The 21132-nt window shown below is 52.2% G+C and carries 20 protein-coding genes; 10 read left to right on the forward strand and 10 right to left on the reverse strand.

The genetic code is table 11. The features are described from left to right. Nucleotides 1-3: 3 nt before the first annotated feature. From LG201_RS10280 to azu, 3 genes are all read left to right on the forward strand, one after another. Complete coding sequence (locus LG201_RS10280; RefSeq protein ID WP_226772110.1) at nucleotides 4-1272, forward strand: RsmB/NOP family class I SAM-dependent RNA methyltransferase; 1269 nt, start codon at nucleotides 4-6, stop codon at nucleotides 1270-1272. A gap of 12 nt (nucleotides 1273-1284) precedes the next feature. Then, entirely contained in the window at nucleotides 1285-2544 is a 1260-nt protein-coding gene (locus LG201_RS10285) for a dicarboxylate/amino acid:cation symporter (RefSeq protein WP_226772111.1), read from the forward strand. A 255-nt stretch (nucleotides 2545-2799) separates the two neighbouring features. Beyond that, nucleotides 2800-3249, forward strand: coding sequence for an azurin (azu, locus tag LG201_RS10290; protein ID WP_226772112.1), 450 nt, complete (start codon nucleotides 2800-2802; stop codon nucleotides 3247-3249). A 94-nt stretch (nucleotides 3250-3343) separates the two neighbouring features. On the opposite strand, the gene LG201_RS10295 is transcribed toward azu, so the two are convergent. The 7 genes from LG201_RS10295 to LG201_RS10325 form a co-directional block, all read right to left on the reverse strand. Continuing rightward, nucleotides 3344-4768, reverse strand: a complete 1425-nt coding sequence (locus tag LG201_RS10295; RefSeq protein WP_226772113.1) for an OprO/OprP family phosphate-selective porin — start codon at nucleotides 4766-4768, stop codon at nucleotides 3344-3346. A gap of 246 nt (nucleotides 4769-5014) precedes the next feature. Continuing rightward, nucleotides 5015-8107, reverse strand: coding sequence for an efflux RND transporter permease subunit (locus tag LG201_RS10300; protein WP_226772114.1), 3093 nt, complete (start codon nucleotides 8105-8107; stop codon nucleotides 5015-5017). Further along, a complete protein-coding gene (locus LG201_RS10305) occupies nucleotides 8104-9201 on the reverse strand; it encodes an efflux RND transporter periplasmic adaptor subunit (RefSeq protein ID WP_226772115.1) in 1098 nt (365 codons plus the stop codon). Before LG201_RS10305 ends, LG201_RS10300 begins: the two co-directional genes overlap by 4 nt. A 131-nt stretch (nucleotides 9202-9332) precedes the next feature. After that, nucleotides 9333-9893 carry a 1,6-anhydro-N-acetylmuramyl-L-alanine amidase AmpD gene (gene ampD, locus LG201_RS10310; RefSeq protein ID WP_226772116.1) on the reverse strand — a complete coding sequence of 187 codons (561 nt, stop codon included), beginning with the start codon at nucleotides 9891-9893 and terminating at the stop codon, nucleotides 9333-9335. Between the two features lie 29 nt (nucleotides 9894-9922). Then, complete coding sequence (locus LG201_RS10315; protein WP_226772117.1) at nucleotides 9923-11284, reverse strand: sigma-54-dependent transcriptional regulator; 1362 nt, start codon at nucleotides 11282-11284, stop codon at nucleotides 9923-9925. Further along, nucleotides 11281-12891 carry a sensor histidine kinase gene (locus tag LG201_RS10320; RefSeq protein ID WP_226772118.1) on the reverse strand — a complete coding sequence of 537 codons (1611 nt, stop codon included), beginning with the start codon at nucleotides 12889-12891 and terminating at the stop codon, nucleotides 11281-11283. The genes LG201_RS10315 and LG201_RS10320 overlap by 4 nt, the downstream gene beginning before the upstream one ends. After that, the gene (locus LG201_RS10325; protein ID WP_226772119.1) at nucleotides 12878-13099 is read right to left on the reverse strand and encodes a PP0621 family protein; all 222 of its coding nucleotides are present in this window, start codon (nucleotides 13097-13099) and stop codon (nucleotides 12878-12880) included. The genes LG201_RS10320 and LG201_RS10325 overlap by 14 nt, the downstream gene beginning before the upstream one ends. A 164-nt stretch (nucleotides 13100-13263) precedes the next feature. Between LG201_RS10325 and LG201_RS10330 the strand changes: the two genes are divergently transcribed. From LG201_RS10330 to LG201_RS10340, 3 genes are read left to right on the forward strand one after another with little or no spacing between them, the layout of a single operon-like run. Beyond that, entirely contained in the window at nucleotides 13264-13854 is a 591-nt protein-coding gene (locus tag LG201_RS10330) for an RNA polymerase sigma factor (protein WP_226772120.1), read from the forward strand. Continuing rightward, nucleotides 13851-14225: a DUF3619 family protein gene (locus LG201_RS10335; protein WP_226772121.1), complete on the forward strand. Its 375-nt coding sequence runs from the start codon at nucleotides 13851-13853 to the stop codon at nucleotides 14223-14225. Before LG201_RS10330 ends, LG201_RS10335 begins: the two co-directional genes overlap by 4 nt. Continuing rightward, a complete protein-coding gene (locus LG201_RS10340; protein ID WP_226772122.1) occupies nucleotides 14207-14641 on the forward strand; it encodes a DUF3106 domain-containing protein in 435 nt (144 codons plus the stop codon). Before LG201_RS10335 ends, LG201_RS10340 begins: the two co-directional genes overlap by 19 nt. 77 nt (nucleotides 14642-14718) lie before the next feature. On the opposite strand, the gene lptG is transcribed toward LG201_RS10340, so the two are convergent. Together lptG and lptF are read right to left on the reverse strand one after the other, a co-directional pair. Next, entirely contained in the window at nucleotides 14719-15789 is a 1071-nt protein-coding gene (gene lptG / locus LG201_RS10345; RefSeq protein ID WP_226772123.1) for an LPS export ABC transporter permease LptG, read from the reverse strand. After that, nucleotides 15789-16883, reverse strand: a complete 1095-nt coding sequence (gene lptF, locus LG201_RS10350) for an LPS export ABC transporter permease LptF (RefSeq protein ID WP_226772124.1) — start codon at nucleotides 16881-16883, stop codon at nucleotides 15789-15791. Before lptF ends, lptG begins: the two co-directional genes overlap by 1 nt. A 106-nt stretch (nucleotides 16884-16989) precedes the next feature. Between lptF and LG201_RS10355 the strand changes: the two genes are divergently transcribed. The 3 genes from LG201_RS10355 to LG201_RS10365 are packed head-to-tail and all read left to right on the forward strand — an operon-like array spanning nucleotide 16990 to nucleotide 19510. After that, nucleotides 16990-18480: a leucyl aminopeptidase gene (locus LG201_RS10355; protein ID WP_226772125.1), complete on the forward strand. Its 1491-nt coding sequence runs from the start codon at nucleotides 16990-16992 to the stop codon at nucleotides 18478-18480. 6 nt (nucleotides 18481-18486) lie between these two features. Then, the gene (locus LG201_RS10360) at nucleotides 18487-18918 is read left to right on the forward strand and encodes a DNA polymerase III subunit chi (protein WP_226772126.1); all 432 of its coding nucleotides are present in this window, start codon (nucleotides 18487-18489) and stop codon (nucleotides 18916-18918) included. A gap of 13 nt (nucleotides 18919-18931) precedes the next feature. Further along, entirely contained in the window at nucleotides 18932-19510 is a 579-nt protein-coding gene (locus LG201_RS10365) for a hypothetical protein (protein ID WP_226772127.1), read from the forward strand. Here the strand turns inward: LG201_RS10365 and gcvH are convergent. Next, nucleotides 19507-19878, reverse strand: a complete 372-nt coding sequence (gene gcvH / locus LG201_RS10370; RefSeq protein WP_226772128.1) for a glycine cleavage system protein GcvH — start codon at nucleotides 19876-19878, stop codon at nucleotides 19507-19509. The genes LG201_RS10365 and gcvH overlap by 4 nt on opposite strands. Before the next feature lie 177 nt (nucleotides 19879-20055). Between gcvH and pbpG the strand changes: the two genes are divergently transcribed. After that, nucleotides 20056-21078, forward strand: coding sequence for a D-alanyl-D-alanine endopeptidase (gene pbpG, locus LG201_RS10375; protein ID WP_226772129.1), 1023 nt, complete (start codon nucleotides 20056-20058; stop codon nucleotides 21076-21078). Nucleotides 21079-21132 lie beyond the last annotated feature (54 nt).

Below are 21132 nucleotides of genomic sequence, written 5' to 3' on the forward strand. Positions count from 1 at the left end.
TGTATGAATCAAAACTTGTTAAGACTGGCCGGCGTGGTGTTGGCTGATGTATTGGGTACTAGCGGACCGGCAGATGCCAAGCTGGGTAGCTTGTTCCGTGAGCATCGTGATTTGGGCACCAAGGACCGCGCTTTGATAGCCGAGTCGGTGTATGGGGTGCTGCGACGCAAGGCTTTTCTGGCTTATGTGGCAGATAGTGAAGACCCGCGCCGTTTATTGGTGGCATGGATTGTGCGTGTTCAAGGTACCAGCCTGAGAGAGCTGGACGAAGTGTTGAATAAGCAGCAGAAAGAGTGGGCGCAGGAGATCAAGGCCAAGTCTACAGAAGATATGCCCTTGTCCATACAGGCTGATCTGCCAGAATGGTTGTGGGAGCGTTTGCAGCAAGAGTATGGGCAGGAAGAGGCCCTGGCGATTGCCCGCAGCATGCACAAGCCAGCCAGCCTGGATTTGCGCGTTAATCTGGTCAAGAGTAATCGGGAGGAAGTATTGGCACGTTTTTCCGGTGAAAAAACTGATGCCGCAATCACGCCTTACTCCCCCACTGGCATTCGTATGCCGCAACGTATGTCGATCAATCGCCATCCATTCTTTATGGATGGCAAGATTGAGGTACAGGATGAAGGTAGCCAGCTACTGGCCCAGCTGGTGGCCCCCAGACGCGGTGAAATGATCGCGGATTTCTGTGCAGGTGCAGGCGGCAAGACCTTGGCATTGGGCGCACTGATGCGCAATACCGGCAGACTGTATGCATTTGATGTATCGGAAAGACGGTTGCAGAATCTGGGGCAGCGCCTGAAACGTTCGGGCTTGTCCAATTTGCATAGCCAGCTGATTAGTAGTGAGAAGGACCCCAAACTCAAACGCCTGAATGGCAAGTTTGATCGTGTGCTGGTTGATGCGCCTTGTAGTGGTCTGGGTACCTTGCGTCGCAATCCTGACCTGAAATGGAAACAGACGGAGCAGGATGTGGCGGAGTTGACTGCCAAGCAGGCGGCGATATTGGCGCGTGCTGCCAAGCTGGTCAAGGCGGGTGGCAAGCTGGTTTATGCCACATGCAGTTTGTTGCAGGAAGAAAACGAACAGCTGGCCGAAGCATTTCTGGCTGCGCATCCGCAATTCACGCTGGTGGATGCCAGTGAAATCCTCGCCCAGCAGCAGATTGATCTTAACACCGGGAAGTACCTGAAACTATTGCCGCATCTGCACCAGACCGATGGTTTTTTTGCTGCCGTGTTTGAGCATGTTGCCGTCGATGCCCCTGCTAGCTAAGGATCTATAACGATGAAACTCCCCAGCCTGAATACCCAAATATTGCTTGGTGCCTTGTTTGGTGTATTGCTGGGGTTGTTATTGGGCAGCCTGGAGGCAGGTTCCAGCGTGCGAGAAGCCGGGTTCTATGCAAGCACCATTGCTGGCGGCGTATTTGTTGGCCTGCTGAAAATGGTGCTGGTTCCTTTGTTGTTTACTTCGATTGTGGTCGGTGTTGCCAACCTGCAAGAACACAAGCAGATGCACAAAGTCTGGGTGTCTACGTTGGTGTTCTTCAGTATTTCCATGGCGATTGCTGTGCTGTTGGGGCTGGTGGCGACCAATATCTTCAGCCCTGGTGCGGGTATGCATCTGGGTATGTTTGCCGATGCAATGAAGGAGTTTCAGACTGAAAAACTAACCGTCGGTGAGTTCTTCTCTCATTTCATTCTTGGCCTGTTCCAGAACCCTTTTACCTCGTTGGCACAAAGCAATGTACTGGCAGTGGTCATCTTTGCGCTGTTCGTCGGTATTGCGCTGGTGATTGGCGGTAGCCGTTACCGTAATTTTCTGGTGCTGATACAGGAAGCGTTTGATCTGGTGATGATGATTGTCGGCTGGATCATGCGTCTGGCACCGTTTGGTATCATGGCGCTACTCACCAAGCTGGTAGCGACGCAGGATGTCACGCTGTTTGCCAGCATGGGCAAGTTCATGGCTGTGGTCATCGGCATTACGCTGGTGCATGGCGTGATTGTTCTGCCCAGCATGTTGTATATGATCACGCGAGTAACACCCTGGCAGTTCTGGAAAGGCGCACGTGAGGCACTGGTGACTGCATTTGCCACCAGCTCCAGTTCTGCGACCTTGCCAGTGACTCTGCGTTGCACCGAGCAGCATCTGCATGTGCGCCGTGAGATCGCGGGTTTTGTGGTGCCATTGGGGGCAACCATCAATATGGATGGGACTGCGCTGTATGAAGCTTCTGCTGCGCTGTTTATCGCGAATCTGGTAGGGGTGGAACTTAATCTGGCTCAGCAACTCATAGTGTTTTTCATGGCGATGATTGCCTCGGTCGGTGCGCCAGGTATTCCGAGTGCCGGCATGGTGACCATGGTCATGGTGTTGCAGTCCGTGGGTTTGCCAGCAGAAGCAATCGCCATTTTGTTGCCTATAGACCGTTTGCTGGATACCTTACGCACCACGGTGAATGTGGAAGGCGACATGATAGGCAGCTTGATTGTGCAGGAAATTGTAAAAACTTCTGCGCCAGGAGCTGTTTCCGGCAGGTGATTGTGTATAAAATTAGCGCCTGCTGTCATCCACTCCGGTAAAGATGCGTTAATGATCATGTAGGTGCTACTGGAAAAGAAGATGAATTTAATTGATAATGTTTCTCAATTATAATTTGGGATAATAAGCAATGTTCCTGTGCAGCCCTGATGCATAGGCGCATAAAAGACCAAAAGCGGTAGTTTGTGTAGTAGTAATGAAAAGAGAAGTTCTATAACACAGGCAATATTGCCTAATTAGATGAGGGAAGTAATTATGAAATCCAGCAAAATCGTAGCTCTGTTGTTTGCTTCATTATTCTCAGGTTCTGTACTAGCAGCAGGCTGCTCTGTTGATGTTGAAGCCAACGATGCGATGCAGTACAACACCAAGAACATTGACATTGAAAAGAGCTGTAAAGACTTCACAATCAATTTGAAGCACACAGGTTCCTTGCCTAAGAACGTCATGGGTCACAACCTGGTGATCACCAAGACTGCCGATTTCAAGGCTGCAATGAACGACGGTGTAGCTGCTGGTGAAGCAGGCAACTTCGTTAAGGCTGGTGATGCTCGCGTTGTTGCTCACACCAAGCTGGTTGGCGGCGGTGAGAAAGACAGCGTTAAGGTTGACGTAAGCAAACTGGCTGCAGGCGAGAAGTACACATTCTTCTGTTCCTTCCCTGGCCACGCTACCATGATGCGCGGAACTGTGACGGTTAAATAAATCAATGACAGCTTGGCTGTCGATTGAAGTCACATAAAAAAGGGCAGCTTACGCTGCCCTTTTTGTTTGCCTGATGAGGTTATGCTCAGCAGCGTTAAAAGTCGAACTGGGCACGCGCAGTCAAGGCTTTCTCCTCATCCGCACTGCCAGTGAGCCCAGTGTTGGATTTGATGTAAGTCGCTTCACCGCCCTTGAATTTGGTATCGACGAAATCCAGCATGACACGCGTATTGGGATTCAGAATCCACTGCACACCGGCAGTCCATGCGTGGGCGCCAGTGGGCGATCCGGCGGCTACATTGCCTGAACCAGCAGGACCTGAGTCCGCTGCAAAATCACTGCCATCAAAGTCGGAGTAGCGCAGACTGAGTAATACAGCCCCGGTGCCGGGGGTATTCCAGTCAAAGTTGCTCTTGGGATTGATCCGGCCAAATACGCCTGCGCTGGTATAGGCATCGGCAAAACTTTCTCCGGTCACCAACCAGCTCGCTGCGGCATACCATGACTTGATATTCTTGTCGTAAGCCTGGTGCAGGTTGGTTTTGCCATCGTAGTTGTGTTTCATCCACTCGGATTGAATCTTGAATGAGCCTTGTGCAACAGCTGCCTCAATACCGTAACGGGTGCGCCTTAATTCATCATCCTGGTCGAAGGTGAATTTGGTTGGTGTGAAGAAGGTTATGCCCCTGGCCTCTGTCCTGCCGCTAGCTGCATTGACCTGTACGGGGGAAATATCTCCACGGGAGAAATCTGCTCCCAGGTGGTAAACCGCATTTTTGCTCCCCATCAACTCGGCAAGGTTAACAGTAGCCCGCCCGATAATATCCAGTCCCTCAGCAGAGTTATCCGTGTTGCTATTATTCTTGCCCCGGCCTGTAGAGGCCGCGAGGCCATAAGAAACGCCCTTGGCAGGATTGCCGAAGACCATGGCACCACGCTCCTTGCCTGGAGTGAGTGAGTCCAGCAGGGCCCGTTCCTGGAATTCCGTGAAGATGTCGCTGGTATCCTGTTCCAGGCCAAACGGCATCTTGAACTGGCCCACGCGGAAGCGGGCCTGGTTCCACCAGTTAATGCCAAAATAGGCTTCATCCAGCGCACTGCCTCCGCCTGCCTGGCCAAAATCTGCTGTGATATTGAAATCGTAGTATTTGTAAAACTTGCCTTGCATGGTCATGAAGGCACGGCGGATATCGAAGGTATCTGCGCTTTGGGCTTCGTGCTTGTCAAAATGCCGGTAATCGGCCTGGATACGCCCATCAAAACTGACAAACTGTGTCTTGTCCGCTGACTCAAAACGGATGCCATCCTTGAACACTGGCCTGATATCGGATTTATGTTCCTCTTCACTCACCAGATTTTCATTTTTTCGCCGCTGCGTGATTTGTGCACCTTCGTCCTTGGTGAGCACCCCTTTTGAGATCAGCATTTCAAGAATATCGTCAGTTGAGTCTGCCATGGCTGGGCCAGCGGTGATCAAGAATGATCCCAACACCAAAGGGTAAAAATAACGCAATTCCATTATTGAATCTCCAGTTGAGAGCATGCCCGTGAACGGGGATGCAATGAGCCGGAATTATTGCGATCATTTATGACAGTTACGTGGCAGAAAGGGCCGGTTTTGGCTAAATAGGACTATAAAAAGCCTATTTTTACAGTGATTTACAAATACAAAAAATACACATTAAATCAAGATCAAGGTTGCAAGTGGCTTATTGCCGGGGAGAGCGAGACGTCAATTCGGTATGACGCCTCGCTTGCAGGTGGGTTAACGGGGCGGTAGGTATTTACTGACACCATGCATGATGAGTGAATAGGCGGCAGGCACCACCACCAAGGTGAGCAGCGTGGAGGAGATCATGCCGCCAATCACGGCGACCGATAATGGCCCATTGGTTTCGGCACCCGCGCCCAGACCAAAGGCTGCTGGCAGCAAGGCCAGAATGATGGTGAGCGAAGTCATCAGCACCGGGCGAAGCCGGACCGGGCAGGCCTCACGCAAGGCCTGATCAATATCCTTCCCCTGTTCCCGTAGCTGATTGGTCAGGTCGATAAGCAGGATGGAGTTCTTGGCGACCAGGCCGATCAGCAATACCAGGCCTATCATGGAGAAAATATTGAGCGAGTTGCCTGTTAACCAGAGCGCGAACACACCTCCAATGATAGCCAATGGTTGGGCCAGCATGATGATCAGGGGCTGCAGGAAGGAATTGAACTGACTGGCCAGCACCATATAGAGCAGGACCAGCGCCAGGGAAAAGGCAAAAATCATGTTCTTGATGGTTTTCTGCATTTCCTCGGCCTGGCCGAGCAGGTTCAGTTTATAGCCGGGTGGCAGCATGTCCTCGCTGTAGCTTTTGACTAGGTCCACCGCATTCCCCAAGGGCATGATCGGGTTGGAATACAGGCTGGCAGAATACTGCAGGTCAAAACGACTGATCACGGCGGCCCCAAGCTCTTGCTTGAAGGTGGCAACGCTATCAAGTCGCACCAGCTCTCCTGTACCACTACGTAGATAAATTTTCTTCAGGTCGTCCGGATGTAACAGGCTGCCCTCTTTGGCCTTGAGGCGGATGTCATAACGCTGACCATCACCTGGTTCATCATTAAAGCTGGCAACATCAATACCTCCGGTATACAGATTGAGGGCGGTGGCAATATCCAGGGCAGAGAGTCCGAGGCTGGCGGCGCGAACCCGATCTACCTTCATGGAAAGTTGTGGCAAGTCCAGGTCCATATCCAGATCCACCTTGCCCATGCCCGGGGTATTGGCCAGTTTGCGTTGCAGGGCTTGTCCGAGTTCGCTGACCTGGATCAGGTTGGGGCCGGTCACATTAAACTGCAGTTTCTCTGAGCGCTGACCGCCTATGAGCGCCACTGGGACTGGAAATGCACGGATACCGGGGATCTCGTCCAGTTCTTCGCGCATTTTCTTGATCAGCGTTTGCTGACTCATGCTGCGCTCATATCTTTCTTTAAGCCTGATGCTGGTGGTTCCCTTATTTACCTGTCCTTGAGCGCCTACGCCGATAGTCGTGAAGTAACTGGCGATCTCAGACTCATGGCGTTGCAACATCTCTTCAATTTTCTGCAAACGGTCATTGGTGTATTCCAGGCTTGAGCCTAGAGGTGTGCGGAACGAGATCAGGAAGCGACTTTCGTCCGAGTCCGGAATAAACTCCTTTTGCACCTTGCCGAAGAAAATGGTGCTGGCAGCGACTACCAGTAAGGTCAGCAGCATGACTTTCCAGCGATGCCGCAGTGTCCAGCCTAGCCAGCGTGAATAGGTGTTATCCATACTGAGGAAGATGGCCTGCAGCCAGCGATAGAAGCGGCCTTGTGATGCATGCTCATGTGCCTGCAAGTAGCGTGAGCAGAGCATGGGCGTCAGGGTCAGTGACACCATGAGGGAAACCAGTACCCCAAACGTGACGACAACGGCAAAGGATTTGAAGAATTTGCCGATGATGCCATCCATGAAAATCACCGGTGCAAAAATACAAACCAGCGAGAATGTCGCCGCAATCACGGCAAAAGCCACTTCGCGGCTGCCCGCAATGGCAGCAGCTCTGGACAGCTCACGATAGTTGGTGGTGCTGCCTGCTTCTGCGGTTTTCATGCTCAGGTGGCGATGTATGTTTTCCAGCACCACAATGGCGTCATCCACTACCACCCCGATCAGCAGCAGCAAGGCAAGCAAGGTCATGGTATTGAAGGTGAAGCCGGAGAAATACATGACGGCTACCGAGCCCAGCAGTGACACCGGGATTGCCGTGGCAATGATGAGTGTGGAGCGGATGGAACGCAGGAACAGCCAGACGATGAAGGCCGCCAGCAGCGTGCCTTCAAGCAAGTGCTCTTGCAGGGCGTGTACGATTTCCTGGATGAACAAGGCATCGTTGGTGGAAATATCCAGTGTCATGCCGGGCGGCAGATTAGGACGGATATCGCTATCCAGCCTGCGCATGACTTCGTCAATAATGGCAACGGTATTGGCATTGGAGACTTTGACGATACCCAGTCCGACCGCGGGTTTGCCCATGTAACGACCCAGCTGGCGGTAATCTGCAATGCCATCTTCTATCTCTGCCACATCCTGCAGCTTGATGGCTGCCCCATCGCGATAAGCCACCACCATGCTGGCAAGATCGCGGGCATTATGGAATTCAAGATCCAGCTTCATCAGGTATTCAGATTTATCGCCCACCAGAAAGCCACCGGGCAATTGCACATGCTCGCGGTTGAAGGCGCCTATGAGATCAGTGGCAGCCAGGTTGTAAGCAGCCATGCGCTCGGGCAGGACATTGACGCGTATGGTGCGGTCACGACGACCGCCCAGGCGTACCTCGCCAATCCCGTTGATGGTTTCTAGTTTCTTTTTCAGTACGTTAAAACCATACATATTGATCTGCTGCGTGGTGCGGTCCCCGCGCAATGCCAGCCACATGATGGGCTGTGCATTGGTTTCCACCTTTTGTACCTGCGGCGGATCGGTATCATCAGGCAGGCGACGTAACACCTGATTGACCTTGGATTGCACTTCGTTATAGGCAACGTCGATATTTTTTTCCAGGTCAAAAGTGATGGTGATGACCGAAACACCAGGGGAAGAGGAGGACTGTATGTGCTCAATTCCCGGCGTGGTGTTGACCGAGGATTCGATAATGCTGGTAATGCTGGCGTCGACGATGTCAGGGTTGGCGCCCTTGAAGGTGGTCGTGATGGAAATAATCGGGAATTCAATATAAGGCAGCCGGTCAACGCCGATGCGCTGATAGCTGATGATGCCCAGTAACACCAGTAGCCCGGAGACCATCCACGCCAGTACGTGGCGCTTGATTGAGATTTCAGGCAAGGTCATGGCGTGGCCCGCTGAGGCTGCACAGATACCTTGGCCTGGTCGGTCAGAAAGGCTGCGCCATCCACCGCAACGGTTTCACCAGCACTCAGGCCACTGGTGATCTGGATCTTGCCATCCTGGAACAAGCCAGTTTTGACGATGCGCTGTTGTGCCATATCATTCTCAATCACATACACCACCTCACCCGCCGGGCGCAGCACCACACTTTGCTCAGGCACTACCACAGCATCCGGGAATTCACCGAGAATGATGTTGCCCGTCACACTGGCACCAGATTGCCAGCCAGGCTGGTCTTCAATGTCGACCAGCACATCCACCGCACGGTTGTTGGACGCGATCACCGGCTTGAATTCACGCAGGACACCGTTGACCTCCTCATCCGAGGTTGGGGTCTTCAGGCGTACCTTTAGTCCAGGTTTGAACTTGGATGCCAGGCTTTCCGGAAACGGCAGGTGAGCGCGCAAACGCTGGTTGCTGATCACTTGCAGCAAGGGATCGCCAACCTTGACGTAATCACCAGGGGACACAATTTGTTTTTCCACTTTGCCATCGATCGGAGAGATCAGCCTGGTCTTGCTGCTGTTGTGCTCTATGCTGGCCAATCTTGAACGTGCGCCTTCGAGCTGTCTCTTGAGGGCAATCTGCTGGGTTTGTATGTCATCCAGGGCGTTTTGCGAAATGAAGTTTTTCTCAACCAGTTTTTCGTTGCGTTCTACATTGCGTTGTTGATTCAGCAACAACGCACTCAGCCGGGCAACTTCACTTTCTGCTTCCACTTTCTGCAAGTTGTAGTCTTGTGGGTCAAGTAAGGCAATCACTTCGCCTTTTTTCACTATCTGGCCAGGGCGGGCCATGATGCGCACCACGCGCGCAGGGACTTCAGCCGCAATGGTCGGATCCATCAACCCTTCCAGGGTGCCTATGGACTGTTCGCGGATTTCCAGCCTCAGCACTTGCGCTTGGGTGACGCTGACCAGTGGCACTGGCGCCTTCTTGGCGTTTTCTTCTGGCTTGCTACAGCCGCTGACTAGCGTGATGAATGAAGCCAGCAGTATGGTGCTGTTAATTAAACGAGTCCCCGAAATCAATTCCATTTTCCTAATCAGTGTGGGTGGGCCAGGCTATTGCAATGGCATAAATTCACGTGCAGTTGCATGCTGTATGCGGCTGATAAAGTGAACAATTCTGCTTGCCAGAACAGTGCTAAGCGATGAGTCTATATTTTTTACGGGATTTTGCCAGCCTGCTGTGGCGTTGATTGCACTTTATTCCAGTCGAAATAAGGCCCGGGGTCTGTTTTGCGGCCTGGGGCAATCTCCGAATGCCCCACGATATCGCTGATGGGGTAATGCGTCTGCAACAGGTGGATTAATGCATTGAGCGTGGTGTATTGTGCGGCCTTGAACGCGTCAACATCACTCCCTTCCAGTTCTATGCCGATAGAGAAATCATTGCAGCGATCACGCCCCTGCCAGTGGGATACCCCAGCATGCCAGGCACGCTGACTGCCAGCAACAAACTGGATCAGTTGCCCATCGCGGCGTATCAGGAAGTGACTGGACACCCTAAGCTGGTGGATGCCAGCATAGTAGGGATGGTCGTCTGCCCTGAGGCTGTTGGTGAACAGTTGCACGATACCCGGGCCACCGTACTCTCCTGGCGGCAGGCTGATGTTATGGATCACGATCATGGTGATCGCCGTGCCATCAGGACGTGGATCATGATTGGGGGAAGCAATGAACTGCCCGTCTACGATAACGCCATCCTGATTGAGTGCATACTGCATGATTGTATTGTCCGGATCTGCCAACAGGTTTACTCTTCCGCATCCTTATCCACAGGATCCTTGCTGAGTCCTAGCTTGGAGAGGCGATAACGGAAAGTCCTGAAACTGACGCCAAGCAGTTTGGCGGCCGCAGTTTTGTTCTGGTTGGATTTCTCCAGCGCATTGAGGATGGCTTTTTTCTCTATGGTTTCCAGATAATCAGGCAAGGCCAGACCTTCATCATTGTCAGGGGTGCTGATGGTGCCTGCATTGCTATCCAGTAATAAATCATCAGGTGTGATGATCTGTCCATCGCACAGTGCGAGCGCGCGCTCCAGCACATTTTCCAGCTCCCGTATATTGCCGGGAAAACTATGCCTGAGTAGCATTTGCCGGGCTTGGGTGGAGAGCTCAGGGATGGCGCTAGCTTGTTCACGACACTGCTTTTGCAGCAAAGTATCCACCAGCAAGGGAATATCCTGCTGCATGTCGCGCAGAGCCGGCATTTTCAGTTCAATCACGTTCAGGCGGTAGTAAAGATCCTGGCGGAACTCCCCACGCTCCATCATGACGCCCAGGTTCTTGTGAGTCGCGCTGATGATACGCACATCCACGCTTTCTTCCTGGGTGCTACCCACCATACGTACTTTTTTCTCCTGGATGGCGCGCAATAGCTTGACCTGCATTGCCAAGGGCAAGTCGGCAACCTCATCCAGGAATAAGGTGCCTCCCTTGGCTGCATGGAACATGCCATCCTTGTCCTGCGTGGCACCGGTGAATGCACCTTTCTTGTGACCGAAGAACTCGCTTTCCATGAGGTTTTCCGGGATGGCACCACAGTTCACCGCAATAAAAGGCTCATCACGACGTGAGCTATTGCGGTGGATCAACCGGGCGGCAAGTTCCTTGCCGCTACCTGACTCACCACTGATGTAGACGGGTGCCTGGCTACGCGAGAGTTTTTCTATCATGGTGCGTACCTGCTGAATAGGCGCGCTAGTTCCTATCATGGTCAGGGTGTCGCTATCAGGGGTATCGGGCGAGGAAAGCTTGAGCGCTGATTGCACCAATGGGCGCAATTGTTTTAGTGAAATGGGCTTGGTCAGGTAGTCGAATGCGCCCGCTTTAAGGGCGGATACCGCATTCTCGGCACTTCCATAGGCAGTAATCACGGCCACTGGCAGGCCGGCGTGGAATTGGGCGATAAATTTCACCAGATCCAGGCCGCTGCCATCTGGCAGCCGCATGTCTGTCAAGCACAGGGAATAACTACGTTGCTCCAGTAATTGTTTGGCCTCGGCCAGGCTGCCAGCACTGTCGGCCTTGATATCCATGCGCTCCAGGGTCAGTACGACTAATTCTCGGATATCGGTTTCGTCATCAATGACTAGGCAAGTGGGCGTGATGCTCATGCAGTGTCAGTTTTCTTCATGTGAATGATAAACAGGCAGCCGTGATCAGCGCTGACATGTTCAATGGTGGCACCATTAGCTTCGCACAGTTCTCGGGCAATATAAAGTCCAAGCCCGGTGCCTGTGCTTTCCGTGGTAAAGAATGGTTCAAATAAATGCGGTAATGCCTCTGGTGCAATGCCGTTGCCATCATCCTGGATTTCAATCTGCAGGTTGCGGTTCTGCTGATCGCTACGCAGGGTCAAGGTCAGGCTGCCCTGACCTTGCCGGCTGTGGCGCCAGCCATTGCGGCACAGATTCCACAGGATCTGGTGCAGGTGTCTATGGTCAAACCGGATGGTGGGCTCGCTTTCGGCGGTATCCAGTACAAAGCCTTGAGCGGGAATTTTCTCCACCTGATAAAACTGGTCATGGAACTCACGGAGGAAATCGGTCAGCAGGATATCCTGTTGCCGTGTTCTGTCGCGTCGGTTCAATTCCAGTACATCCTTGATCATCTGATCCATGCGTTGCACGTTATCGCTGATGATCTGCAGCATGCGCTGTGAAGAAGGATCGTGTGATTCATCCTCCTGCAGTAACTGCGTGGCATGGCTGATGGCGCTGAGCGGATTACGGATTTCGTGGGCAATATTGGCGGTCAGGCGTCCAAGTGCTGCCAGTTTGAGCTGTTGGGCCTGGGTCTGTAGTTGACTCCAGTCCTCAATGAAAATCACAGTGCCCTGGTGATGATCATCGCCTACCGGCATCAGTTTCAGGCGCAAGGCGCGTTGTTCTATATTGAGTTTAATCGCGCCGGAATTTTTTCCACGTCGATTATCCAGCCAGTGACGCAACAGATTGGCCAGCTCGGGGGCATATTCGGCGATGGGCTGGTTGCTGCGGAAACGGTCTTGTGCATTGAGCAGGAGGTCAGCCTGTCGATTGCGGTGGCGCAATATGAACGCAGGATCGACAACGAGTACGCCATCTCCCATTTCCTCCGTGATTAATTGGTTCACCTGTGCCAGGTTTTCCAGATCAATCCCACGTTGCGAGGCGAGAATTTCATTCTCGCTGGCACGCTTGCTGAAGCTATGGGCAAGCCATGCTGTGGCAAAACAACTCAGGCTGAGCATGACGGCATGGGAATAATCGCCGAAATCTTCATTCCACATCAACATCTGGTAGGACTGCTCAAGTAACAGCCCAATGCTCGCAACAGCCGCATAGAAGAGCGCCAGCCTGCCCTGGCTGATCAGGCTGGCCGCAGCAATGGTAACGATCAGGAGCAGGCCCAGTCCGCTCTTGATACCGCCGCTGGCATACATCAGCACAATAATAAACCCGATATCGGCCAGACTTTGAAAAGACAGCTGTACCCGGAAGCTGGGTGTACGTAGCACGATCAGGCCGATAGCCAGAAGGCTGAACGCCAGATAGGCCGAGGTGGTACTTAAATAGAGGGTGTCATTGTAGTTAACCCACACCCTGTTTTCGCGTAACAGTAAGTAGGAAACGATGAAAATGCCGCACAGTATGATGCGGTATCCACCGAACAATGCCATTGGCCGCCAGAAACGGCGGTCTGGCTGCTCGGGGCTATAGCCCAGCTTAGGTATTTTCATGCGCTTTACGATGGGCTTCGCAACAGTATTGTGTCTGGTGATGGGTGATACTCTCGCTTCTCGGCAGGTGTACCTGGCAATAGGCACATTGCACCATATCTTCTGCCGCGGGTGGTTTGTCTGCCTGCTTGTTCATGTTGGAGCGGTAGCGTTTTAGTATGGTCAGCAGTAACCAGAACACGATTGCGATTAGCAGAAGTTTTGCCATGATGCCTTGTCAGCGAAATATAGAGGATGGAGAAGCTTGAATTATCTATGATTGTAGCCAAAAGCCGCAGATGGAACAAAAAACAAACCTGTTATACTCGAAAAAACGTCACTTTTATCATTTCCTTACCGCACTAAATATCAACATCGGCGTCGAACTTCGACATGGCAAGCACCCAGGAACTTTCAGATTTTCTCAAGCAGGTAGAACGTCGCGCATTCAAGCAGACGGTTTATGCTGTGCGCGATGATCATGCCGCCATGGATATCGTGCAGGATTCAATGTTGAAGCTGACTGAGAAATATAGTGATCGTCCTGTCACTGAATATCCGATGTTGTTTCAGCGCATATTGCAAAATACAATGAAGGATTATTGGCGACGCCAGAAAATTCGCGGCATATGGACCACGTTGCTGTCATCGCTGGGGGTAGGCCATGATGACGATGAAGAGCATGATCCGCTGGAAAACATGGTAGCGGATAATGCCGAAGATGAGCCAGAAGTGCAGTATGAGCGACAGCAAACCATAGGCATTATTGAGGCTGCCATAAAAAATCTGCCAGCCCGTCAACGAGAAGCATTTATCATGCGTTACTGGGAAGATATGGATGTAGCTGAAACGGCTGCTGCCATGGGATGTTCCGAGGGGAGCGTCAAGACACATTGTTCGCGTGCTGTTCACGCATTAGCAGCCTCCCTCGAAAAATATGGATTGAGTAAACAGGTGCTCGAGAAAGCGGGGGTCGAGCGATGAATCAAGAACAGAAAATAGCGAAAGACATTGTCGAACTGCTGAATGCAAGTGTCGACCAACTTGAACCAGCGGTCATATCCAGGCTGGCAGAAGCACGTCAATTGGCGGTCCAGGCCATGCGTGAAAGCACACGAACGACCAACAGCAATGGCGGTGGTTTGCTGGCCTACTTTGGCGGCTATGTACGCCATCATCAACGTTTATTATCATTGGCAGCGCTTGGAAGTGCAGTCTTCTTTGCTTTCCTGCTGACGCAACAATTTACCGGACATGGCATGGCAGAACATGGTGATGCGTTTCTGCTTGCTTCCGAACTTCCCCCCGAGGCATATCTTGATAAAGGTTTTTACTCATGGTTAGAGCAGCAATAGTTGCAAGTCTGCTGTTGCTTGCCCTTAATGCTCAAGCTGAAACTGCCCCCAAAGAACCGGATTGGGCACAATTAACGGATAGTCAGCGCAAAGTGCTGGCTCCCCTGGCAGGTGAGTGGGATATATTGCGACCCTGGCAGCGCGAGAAGATGCTGGATATTGCACGTGATTATCCCAAGATGACGCCAGACCAGCAAAGCCGCGTACAGCGTCGACTGAATCATTGGAGCCGCATGACGCCATATGAGCGGGAAAATGCGCGCAAGAAATACCAGGAGTTCAATGCATTGTCAGCCGAGAAAAAAGCTGAAATTCGCAAGAAGTGGCAGCAATATCAAAGCCTGCCGGAATCCAAAAGAGAAGCCCTGAGACGTGAAAACCCTGATATCGATGGGTTGGATGACCTGGATAACTGAGGTAATTTGATTAGTAGCAGTCGTTGCTGCTGCTAATACGTTTTAAAATTGGGGCAGCGCTTTATTGACGCCGTTCTTTAACGGCGCTCCACCCAGTAGAGCATGAATATCCCCGCCATCATAAATAGCAGGGTTGGCACGACGGCACTGAATAAAGGTGACCAGTCGTTCAACAGCCCCAGATGGACAAACACGCGATTCAATACCTGATAGACAATGCCCAGCATGATGCCAGCAAATATCTTGGTACTGGCGGTGCCAGAGCGCTGCTGTAGAAAACCGAACGGCAATGCCAGTACCACCATCACTAGGCAGGCTAGCGGATAAATCATCTTGGACCATAGTGCAATCTGGTGGCGCGAGGTTTTCTGTTTGTTGCTCGTTAAATGGTTGATGTAAAAATACAGGTTCCAGGCAGACATTTTTTCTGGCACGACCAGTAATACGTTGAGCAACTCAGGCCGTATCAATGATTGCCAGGTTGCATCGGGGAAAAAGCTGGTACGGATTTTCTTGTCTTCAAAATGGGTCTGCGTCACATTGCCCAGATTCCAGTTCTTGCCATCAAAGCGGCCATCCTTGGCGTTACTGATGGTGCGCAGGCGGAATTCATTATCAAACTCGTAAATATGGATGTTCATGAGCCCACTGTCCGGCAACACGTCCTGCACGTTGACGAAGCTGTTGCCATCCTTGACCCAAAGCCCGGAACGGAAGTCCTGGGCCACAACAGAGTCGGTTGCCTGGATGCGAATGCGCTGTGCGGCTTTTTCGCTGAGAGGCGCGATCAATTCACCTACCAGGAAGGTCAGCAGGGCGAAGATTAATCCAACCTTGAGCAGTGAAACGGCAATCTTGCGGATGGAAACCCCGCTGACGCGCAGAATGATCAACTCTGAATAGCGCGAGAATTGGCCCAATGCATACATGGTGCCTACCAGCACTGCCACGGGTACCACTTCGTAGACATGCCCGGGAGCGCTCAGCAACACAAACAGCAACACTTTGCTGATGCCGTAGCTACCCTTGCCTATGCTTTCCAGCTCCTGGATCAGGTCGAAGAAGGAGAACATGGCGAGCAAAGCCAGCATGATCAGCATGATGCTGGAGATGATTTCCTGTGAAAGGTAGCGATTCAGCAGTTTCATTATCTATTCCTGCGTCCCAGTCTGGGGAAGAAGGGCAACTGGAACAGTCTGCGGTAGAACATGTAAAACGTCAGCAGCAGGAAAAATGCATGTACAGGCCACAGTCCCACCATGGGGGAAATCTTGCCCTGGGCCAGCCAAGCCTGCATGATGCTGAGCAGGTTGTTGTACACAATGTAAATCAGCAGTGCCAGCATGAGGTTGGCTGAGCGCCCTGAGCGTGGATCAACAAAGCTCAGGGGGATTGCCAGCAGGATGAGGACAAAGGCTGAAATAGGAATGGCGAGACGCCATTGTAGTTCGGCATTGTTATCCGGGCTGTTCTCGGCCAATAGTTCCAGGCTGTCTTTTGATTGGGTGTTCGGCGGTTGCTGCTGTTGTACCTCGGCAGGTTCAATGCGGATGGCGTAACGCTCAAACTCGGTAATAGAGTATTCGGCGGTATTGGGTGTTCCTTCATAGCGCCGACCATTTTGCATGACCAGGAAGTTGTCATTATTCTCAGCGGTTTCTCTATGGCCGCGCGCAGCGACGATGATCCCCAGTTTTTGGTGCTGCATGGACTGGACAAAGATATTCTTGACGATGTTGCCCAGCTCATCAAAGCTTTCCACGAAAAATACCCGGTCAGACTGGCGGGATTCCTTGAATACACCGGGACTGATGGAAGCCAGTTCATCACGACTTTTGAGCTGGTCACGGAATTCAGCACCCTTGTTGGTGGCCCAGGGACTGACGAACAGGCTGAGGAATGCGATCACCAGGATGACAGGCAAACCAAAAGTCATGACGGGGCGTATCCAGCTTGATAAACCCTGGCCGGAGCTGAACCAGACCACCATTTCGCTATCTCGGTGCCAGCGCGCTAACGTCAGCAGCACGGCAAGGAACAAGGTGAGCGATAGCATCATGGGCAGAAACTTCAGCATGCTGAAGCCCAGCAAGGTATTGATGGCGTCGCTAGCCAGGCTGCCTTTGGCTGCAATGCCAATGTAGTAGGCAACGCGTTGGGCAATCACGATGCCGAACAGCACCAGAAAGCCGCCGATGGCTGTGCTGACTAGCTCTTGCAGTAATGAGCGTTTGAAGAGCATATTAGAGGGCTAGAGATGGTTGTATTCCGCAATTGAGGTTGATTTAGAGCGAAAACGCAGGATAATTCAAACAGCTTGGTCATTTAATCATGAAGGATATTCAGGAATGGAATTTAGCATAAAAAGCGGTAATCCGGAAAAACAGCGCAAAGATTGTGTGGTGGTCGGTGTTTATGAAGCGCGTAAATTGAGCGAAGCGGCCGCTTCTCTGGACCGGGTATCTGATGGTTATCTGAGTACGATTCTTCGTGGTGGTGATATAGACGGCAAGGTGGGATCTATATTGTTGTTGCATGGCGTTCCAGGCGTGGCGGCTGAACGTGTGCTGCTGGTAGGGCTGGGGAAAGAGCGTGAGTTGAATGAGCGCAGTTACAGGCAGGCCGTGCGTGCTTCGATCAAGGCGCTGGCCGGGCTGTCCTCAGGTGATGTGGCGACGTTCATCGCTGAAGTCGTGGTGCAAAAGCAGGATGTGAGCTGGCGTGTCAGTCAGTTGGTAGAAGTGGCGGTGGATAGTGTTTACCGCTTTGACCGTTTCAAGAGCAAGCCTGCAGATAGCAAAAAAGGCATAGCAAAATTACAGGTGCATGTATCTCAACGTGCGGATGTGGCAGCAGGTGAGGTCGGGCTGAAACAAGGACAGGCGCTGGCTTCAGGCGTGAGCTTTACCAAAGACCTGGGTAATCTGGCGCCTAATTATTGCACCCCCACTTATCTGGCTGAACAGGCCAAGGCCCTGGGCAAGAGTCATGGCTTGCAGGTGGAAGTGCTGGAGCAGGGTGATATTGAGAAGCTGGGCATGGGCTCGTTCCTGGGAGTGGCCCAGGGCAGTGTGCAGCCGCCCAAGTTGATTGTGCTGCATCACAAAAAAGGCAAGAAAAACCAGAAGCCAGTGGTGCTGGTGGGCAAGGGCATTACCTTTGATACTGGTGGGATCTCGCTCAAGCCGGGTGCCGACATGGATGAAATGAAGTATGACATGTGTGGCGCAGCCAGCGTGTTGGGTACTTTCAAGGCCATTGCCGAGCTCGGCCTGCCATTGAATGTGGTGGGGATTATTCCTACTTGCGAAAACATGCCGGACGCCAATGCCATGCGCCCGGGGGATATCTTGACCAGCATGTCCGGTCAGACCATTGAAGTATTGAATACGGACGCTGAAGGCCGCTTGATCCTGTGTGATGCTTTGACTTATGCAGAGCGCTTTGAGCCACAAGCGGTGGTGGATATTGCTACCCTGACCGGCGCTTGTGTCATCGCACTTGGGCACCATGCCAGTGGTTTGTTCAGCAACAAGGACAGTCTGGCCCAAGAACTGCTGCAAGCGGGTACTGCTGCACAAGACCGGGCATGGCACATGCCATTGTGGGATGACTACCAGGGTCAGCTGGACAGTAATTTTGCCGATATGGGCAATATCGGTGGTCGTGCGGGTGGCAGCATTACTGCAGCCTGCTTTCTTTCACGTTTTGCCAAGAAATATGACTGGGCGCATCTGGATATTGCCGGTACCGCCTGGAAATCAGGTAAGGAAAAAGGCGCAACGGGCCGTCCTGTGCCATTGCTGACCGAATTCCTCAAGCAGCGTGTCGGGAAGTAAGGCAGCATGACCAGGGTAGAATTTTTCTTCAATGTAGAGAACAAGGCACTACAAGTCGCCGACCTTGGCAGCCGTGCTGTCGGCAAGGGTAGGCGGCTGATGGTCTATATGGGATCGCAGCAGGCAGCTGAACAGTTGGGGAATTTTCTCTGGAGCAATCCGCCTATAGGCTTTCTGCCCCATTGCCATGCAACGCATCCGCGTGCCGCTGAGACGCCGCTGATTATTGACTGGCGCAGTGAGTCTTTGCCGCATGATGACATCCTGATTAACCTGCAGAGTCAACATCCGCCATTCTTCAGCCGCTTCCGGCGGCTGATTGAGATTGTGGGGCTGGACGAAACTGACAAGGCGGAGGCGCGAGAACGCTACCGCTTTTATCGCGATCGCGGGTATGAGATCAGGACATTTGATGCCAACGGAGCTGCCTTGTCATGAAAGGAATCAACCCATGAGTGAGCAGAGCAGAACGAGTGATGAACTGGCGCTGGTGTTAAGCCGAATTAACGCGCTGACCACGTCCGGGATTGAAGCGAGGACTGAGGCTGCATCGATTGACGCGACAGCTTTGGCGCCGGATATCCCGGTATTGACCGAGATTTATGATGGCCAGGATGCGCTGAGTCCTTTGGAGATTGAGCGTTTGTTTGCCCCGTTTTATCAGGATCAGGCCAACCAGTCTACGCTTGAAGATACGCAAGCGCCTGTATCAGCCACCACCTTGGCAGAAGCATCGGATGAGGGCATGGCCTCGCCGATTAAATTCCTGCCAGTCGAGGACAATCAGCAGGATGGCAGCGAAGAGCTTTGGGCAGAGCCGGAAGTGTCAGCAAGCCCAGCCTTATTGTTGGCCAGGGGCGAGCTGGTAGAAACCATCCTGACCGATATGTGGCCTCTTGTTCAGCAAGCAGTCAAGCAGGCAGTGCAGCAGGAGCTGCAACATGTCACTCTGGAGCTGGAAGCGCGACTGGAGCAAGAGTTGACGACCAGCTTGCGAGCCAGGATCCAGCAGGCGCTTGACGCGTCCTAACCGAGCAGTGCGCGGTATTGCTCTGCGTTCAGCAGGTTGTCAGGCAGCGCGCTACTGGTAAAGGAAAAAATCCAGGCATCGTAAGGCTTGTCATTGATATCTTCAGGGGTGCTTTGCAGGGCTTCATTGATGGCAAGCACGCTGCCACTGGCCGGCGCATGCAGGTCTGAGCCGGTTTTGACCGACTCGACCAGCCCGCATGGTGTGCCTGCCGTGATAGCAGTACCAACTGCCGGCGCTTCAACATAGACGATGTCACCCAGCAGGTCCTGAGCATAATCGGTAATGCCAGCCAGCCAGCTACCGTCATCCTGTTGACGTATCCATAAATGCTCGGCGGTATATTGCAGGTTCTCGGGGATTTTCATGTGATGGTAGTCTCGTCGGTCTTGTTGGCGTATTTTCTCATAAACTGAGCGTATCGTTGGGCTAAAGAATATTTTGTGATGACTATTAAGAAAGTTTGTAAAGATCCGATGCTATGTTAATGACAAATCAAACTTTTTTAGATAATATTCCTGTCGACTGTTGTACGAGGTGGGGCCATGATTCGTAAATTTACACTGCTATTGACCATGCTGGCGTTGTGCATGCCGCCTCTGCTTGCTTATGCGGCGGAGAAAAAACCGCAGAAAACGGCCTCGAGTAAAACCAAATCCAGTCAAAAAGTCGTCGCCAAGAAAAAACCCAAGACCACGATTGCCAAGAAAAATGAAGCGAGTGGTCGCATCATCAGCACCATTCGTTCCAACAGCAAAGTCACCAAATCCAGCCCTAATCCCAGTGTGTTCAAGGATGAAATTGGCAACCTCCAGCTTGCCTCGACCAAGGCATTGATCGTCAATCAGAATAGTGGGGAGGTGCTCTATGCCAAGAGCACAGACCTAGCGACGCCGATTGCTTCGGTGACCAAGCTCATGACTGCCATGGTGATGCTGGACGCCAAGCTCGATATGGATGAAAAGCTGCTGATCACGCGTGATGATGTGGATACGCTCAAGGGCACCAGTTCACGCATGACCATAGGCACTGCGCTATCGCGTGCCGAGTTATTGCAGCTGGCCCTGATGGCTTCAGAAAATCGCGCTGCCTCAGCACTGGGCCGCAATTATCCTGGCGGTCTGGGCGCTTTTGTCGCAGCAATGAATGTGAAGGCTTTGCAACTGGGCATGATGCATTCGCATTTTGCTGACCCAACCGGTCTGAACAGCTCCAACGTTTCAACAGCAGAAGACTTGGTGAAGATGGTTCGTGCTGCTTACCAGTATCCGGAAATTCGCCATGTATCGACCTCCTCCGCGTATTCCGTGCCAGTACACGGCATGCGTAATCCGCTGAATTATGTGAACAGCAATGTATTGGTGCGCAATAGCGACTGGGTGATTGGTTTGTCCAAAACTGGCTATATCAATGAAGCAGGGCGTTGCCTGGTGATGCAGGCCGAAATTGCGGGCCAGCCGCTAATCATTGTATTGCTCGACTCTTTCAGCAAGAGTTCGCGGATAGGTGATGCACAGCGCATACGCAAGTGGATAGAGAGTAGCAACAGCTTGCGTCATATGAGCTAAGAGCTATTCTTCTAACAATAAAAAAGCGGCCCAGGCCGCTTTTTTATTGAGGAA

Origin of the sequence: Methylobacillus gramineus, from assembly GCF_020532675.1 — a bacterium.
In the GTDB taxonomy this organism is placed as follows: domain Bacteria; phylum Pseudomonadota; class Gammaproteobacteria; order Burkholderiales; family Methylophilaceae; genus Methylobacillus; species Methylobacillus gramineus.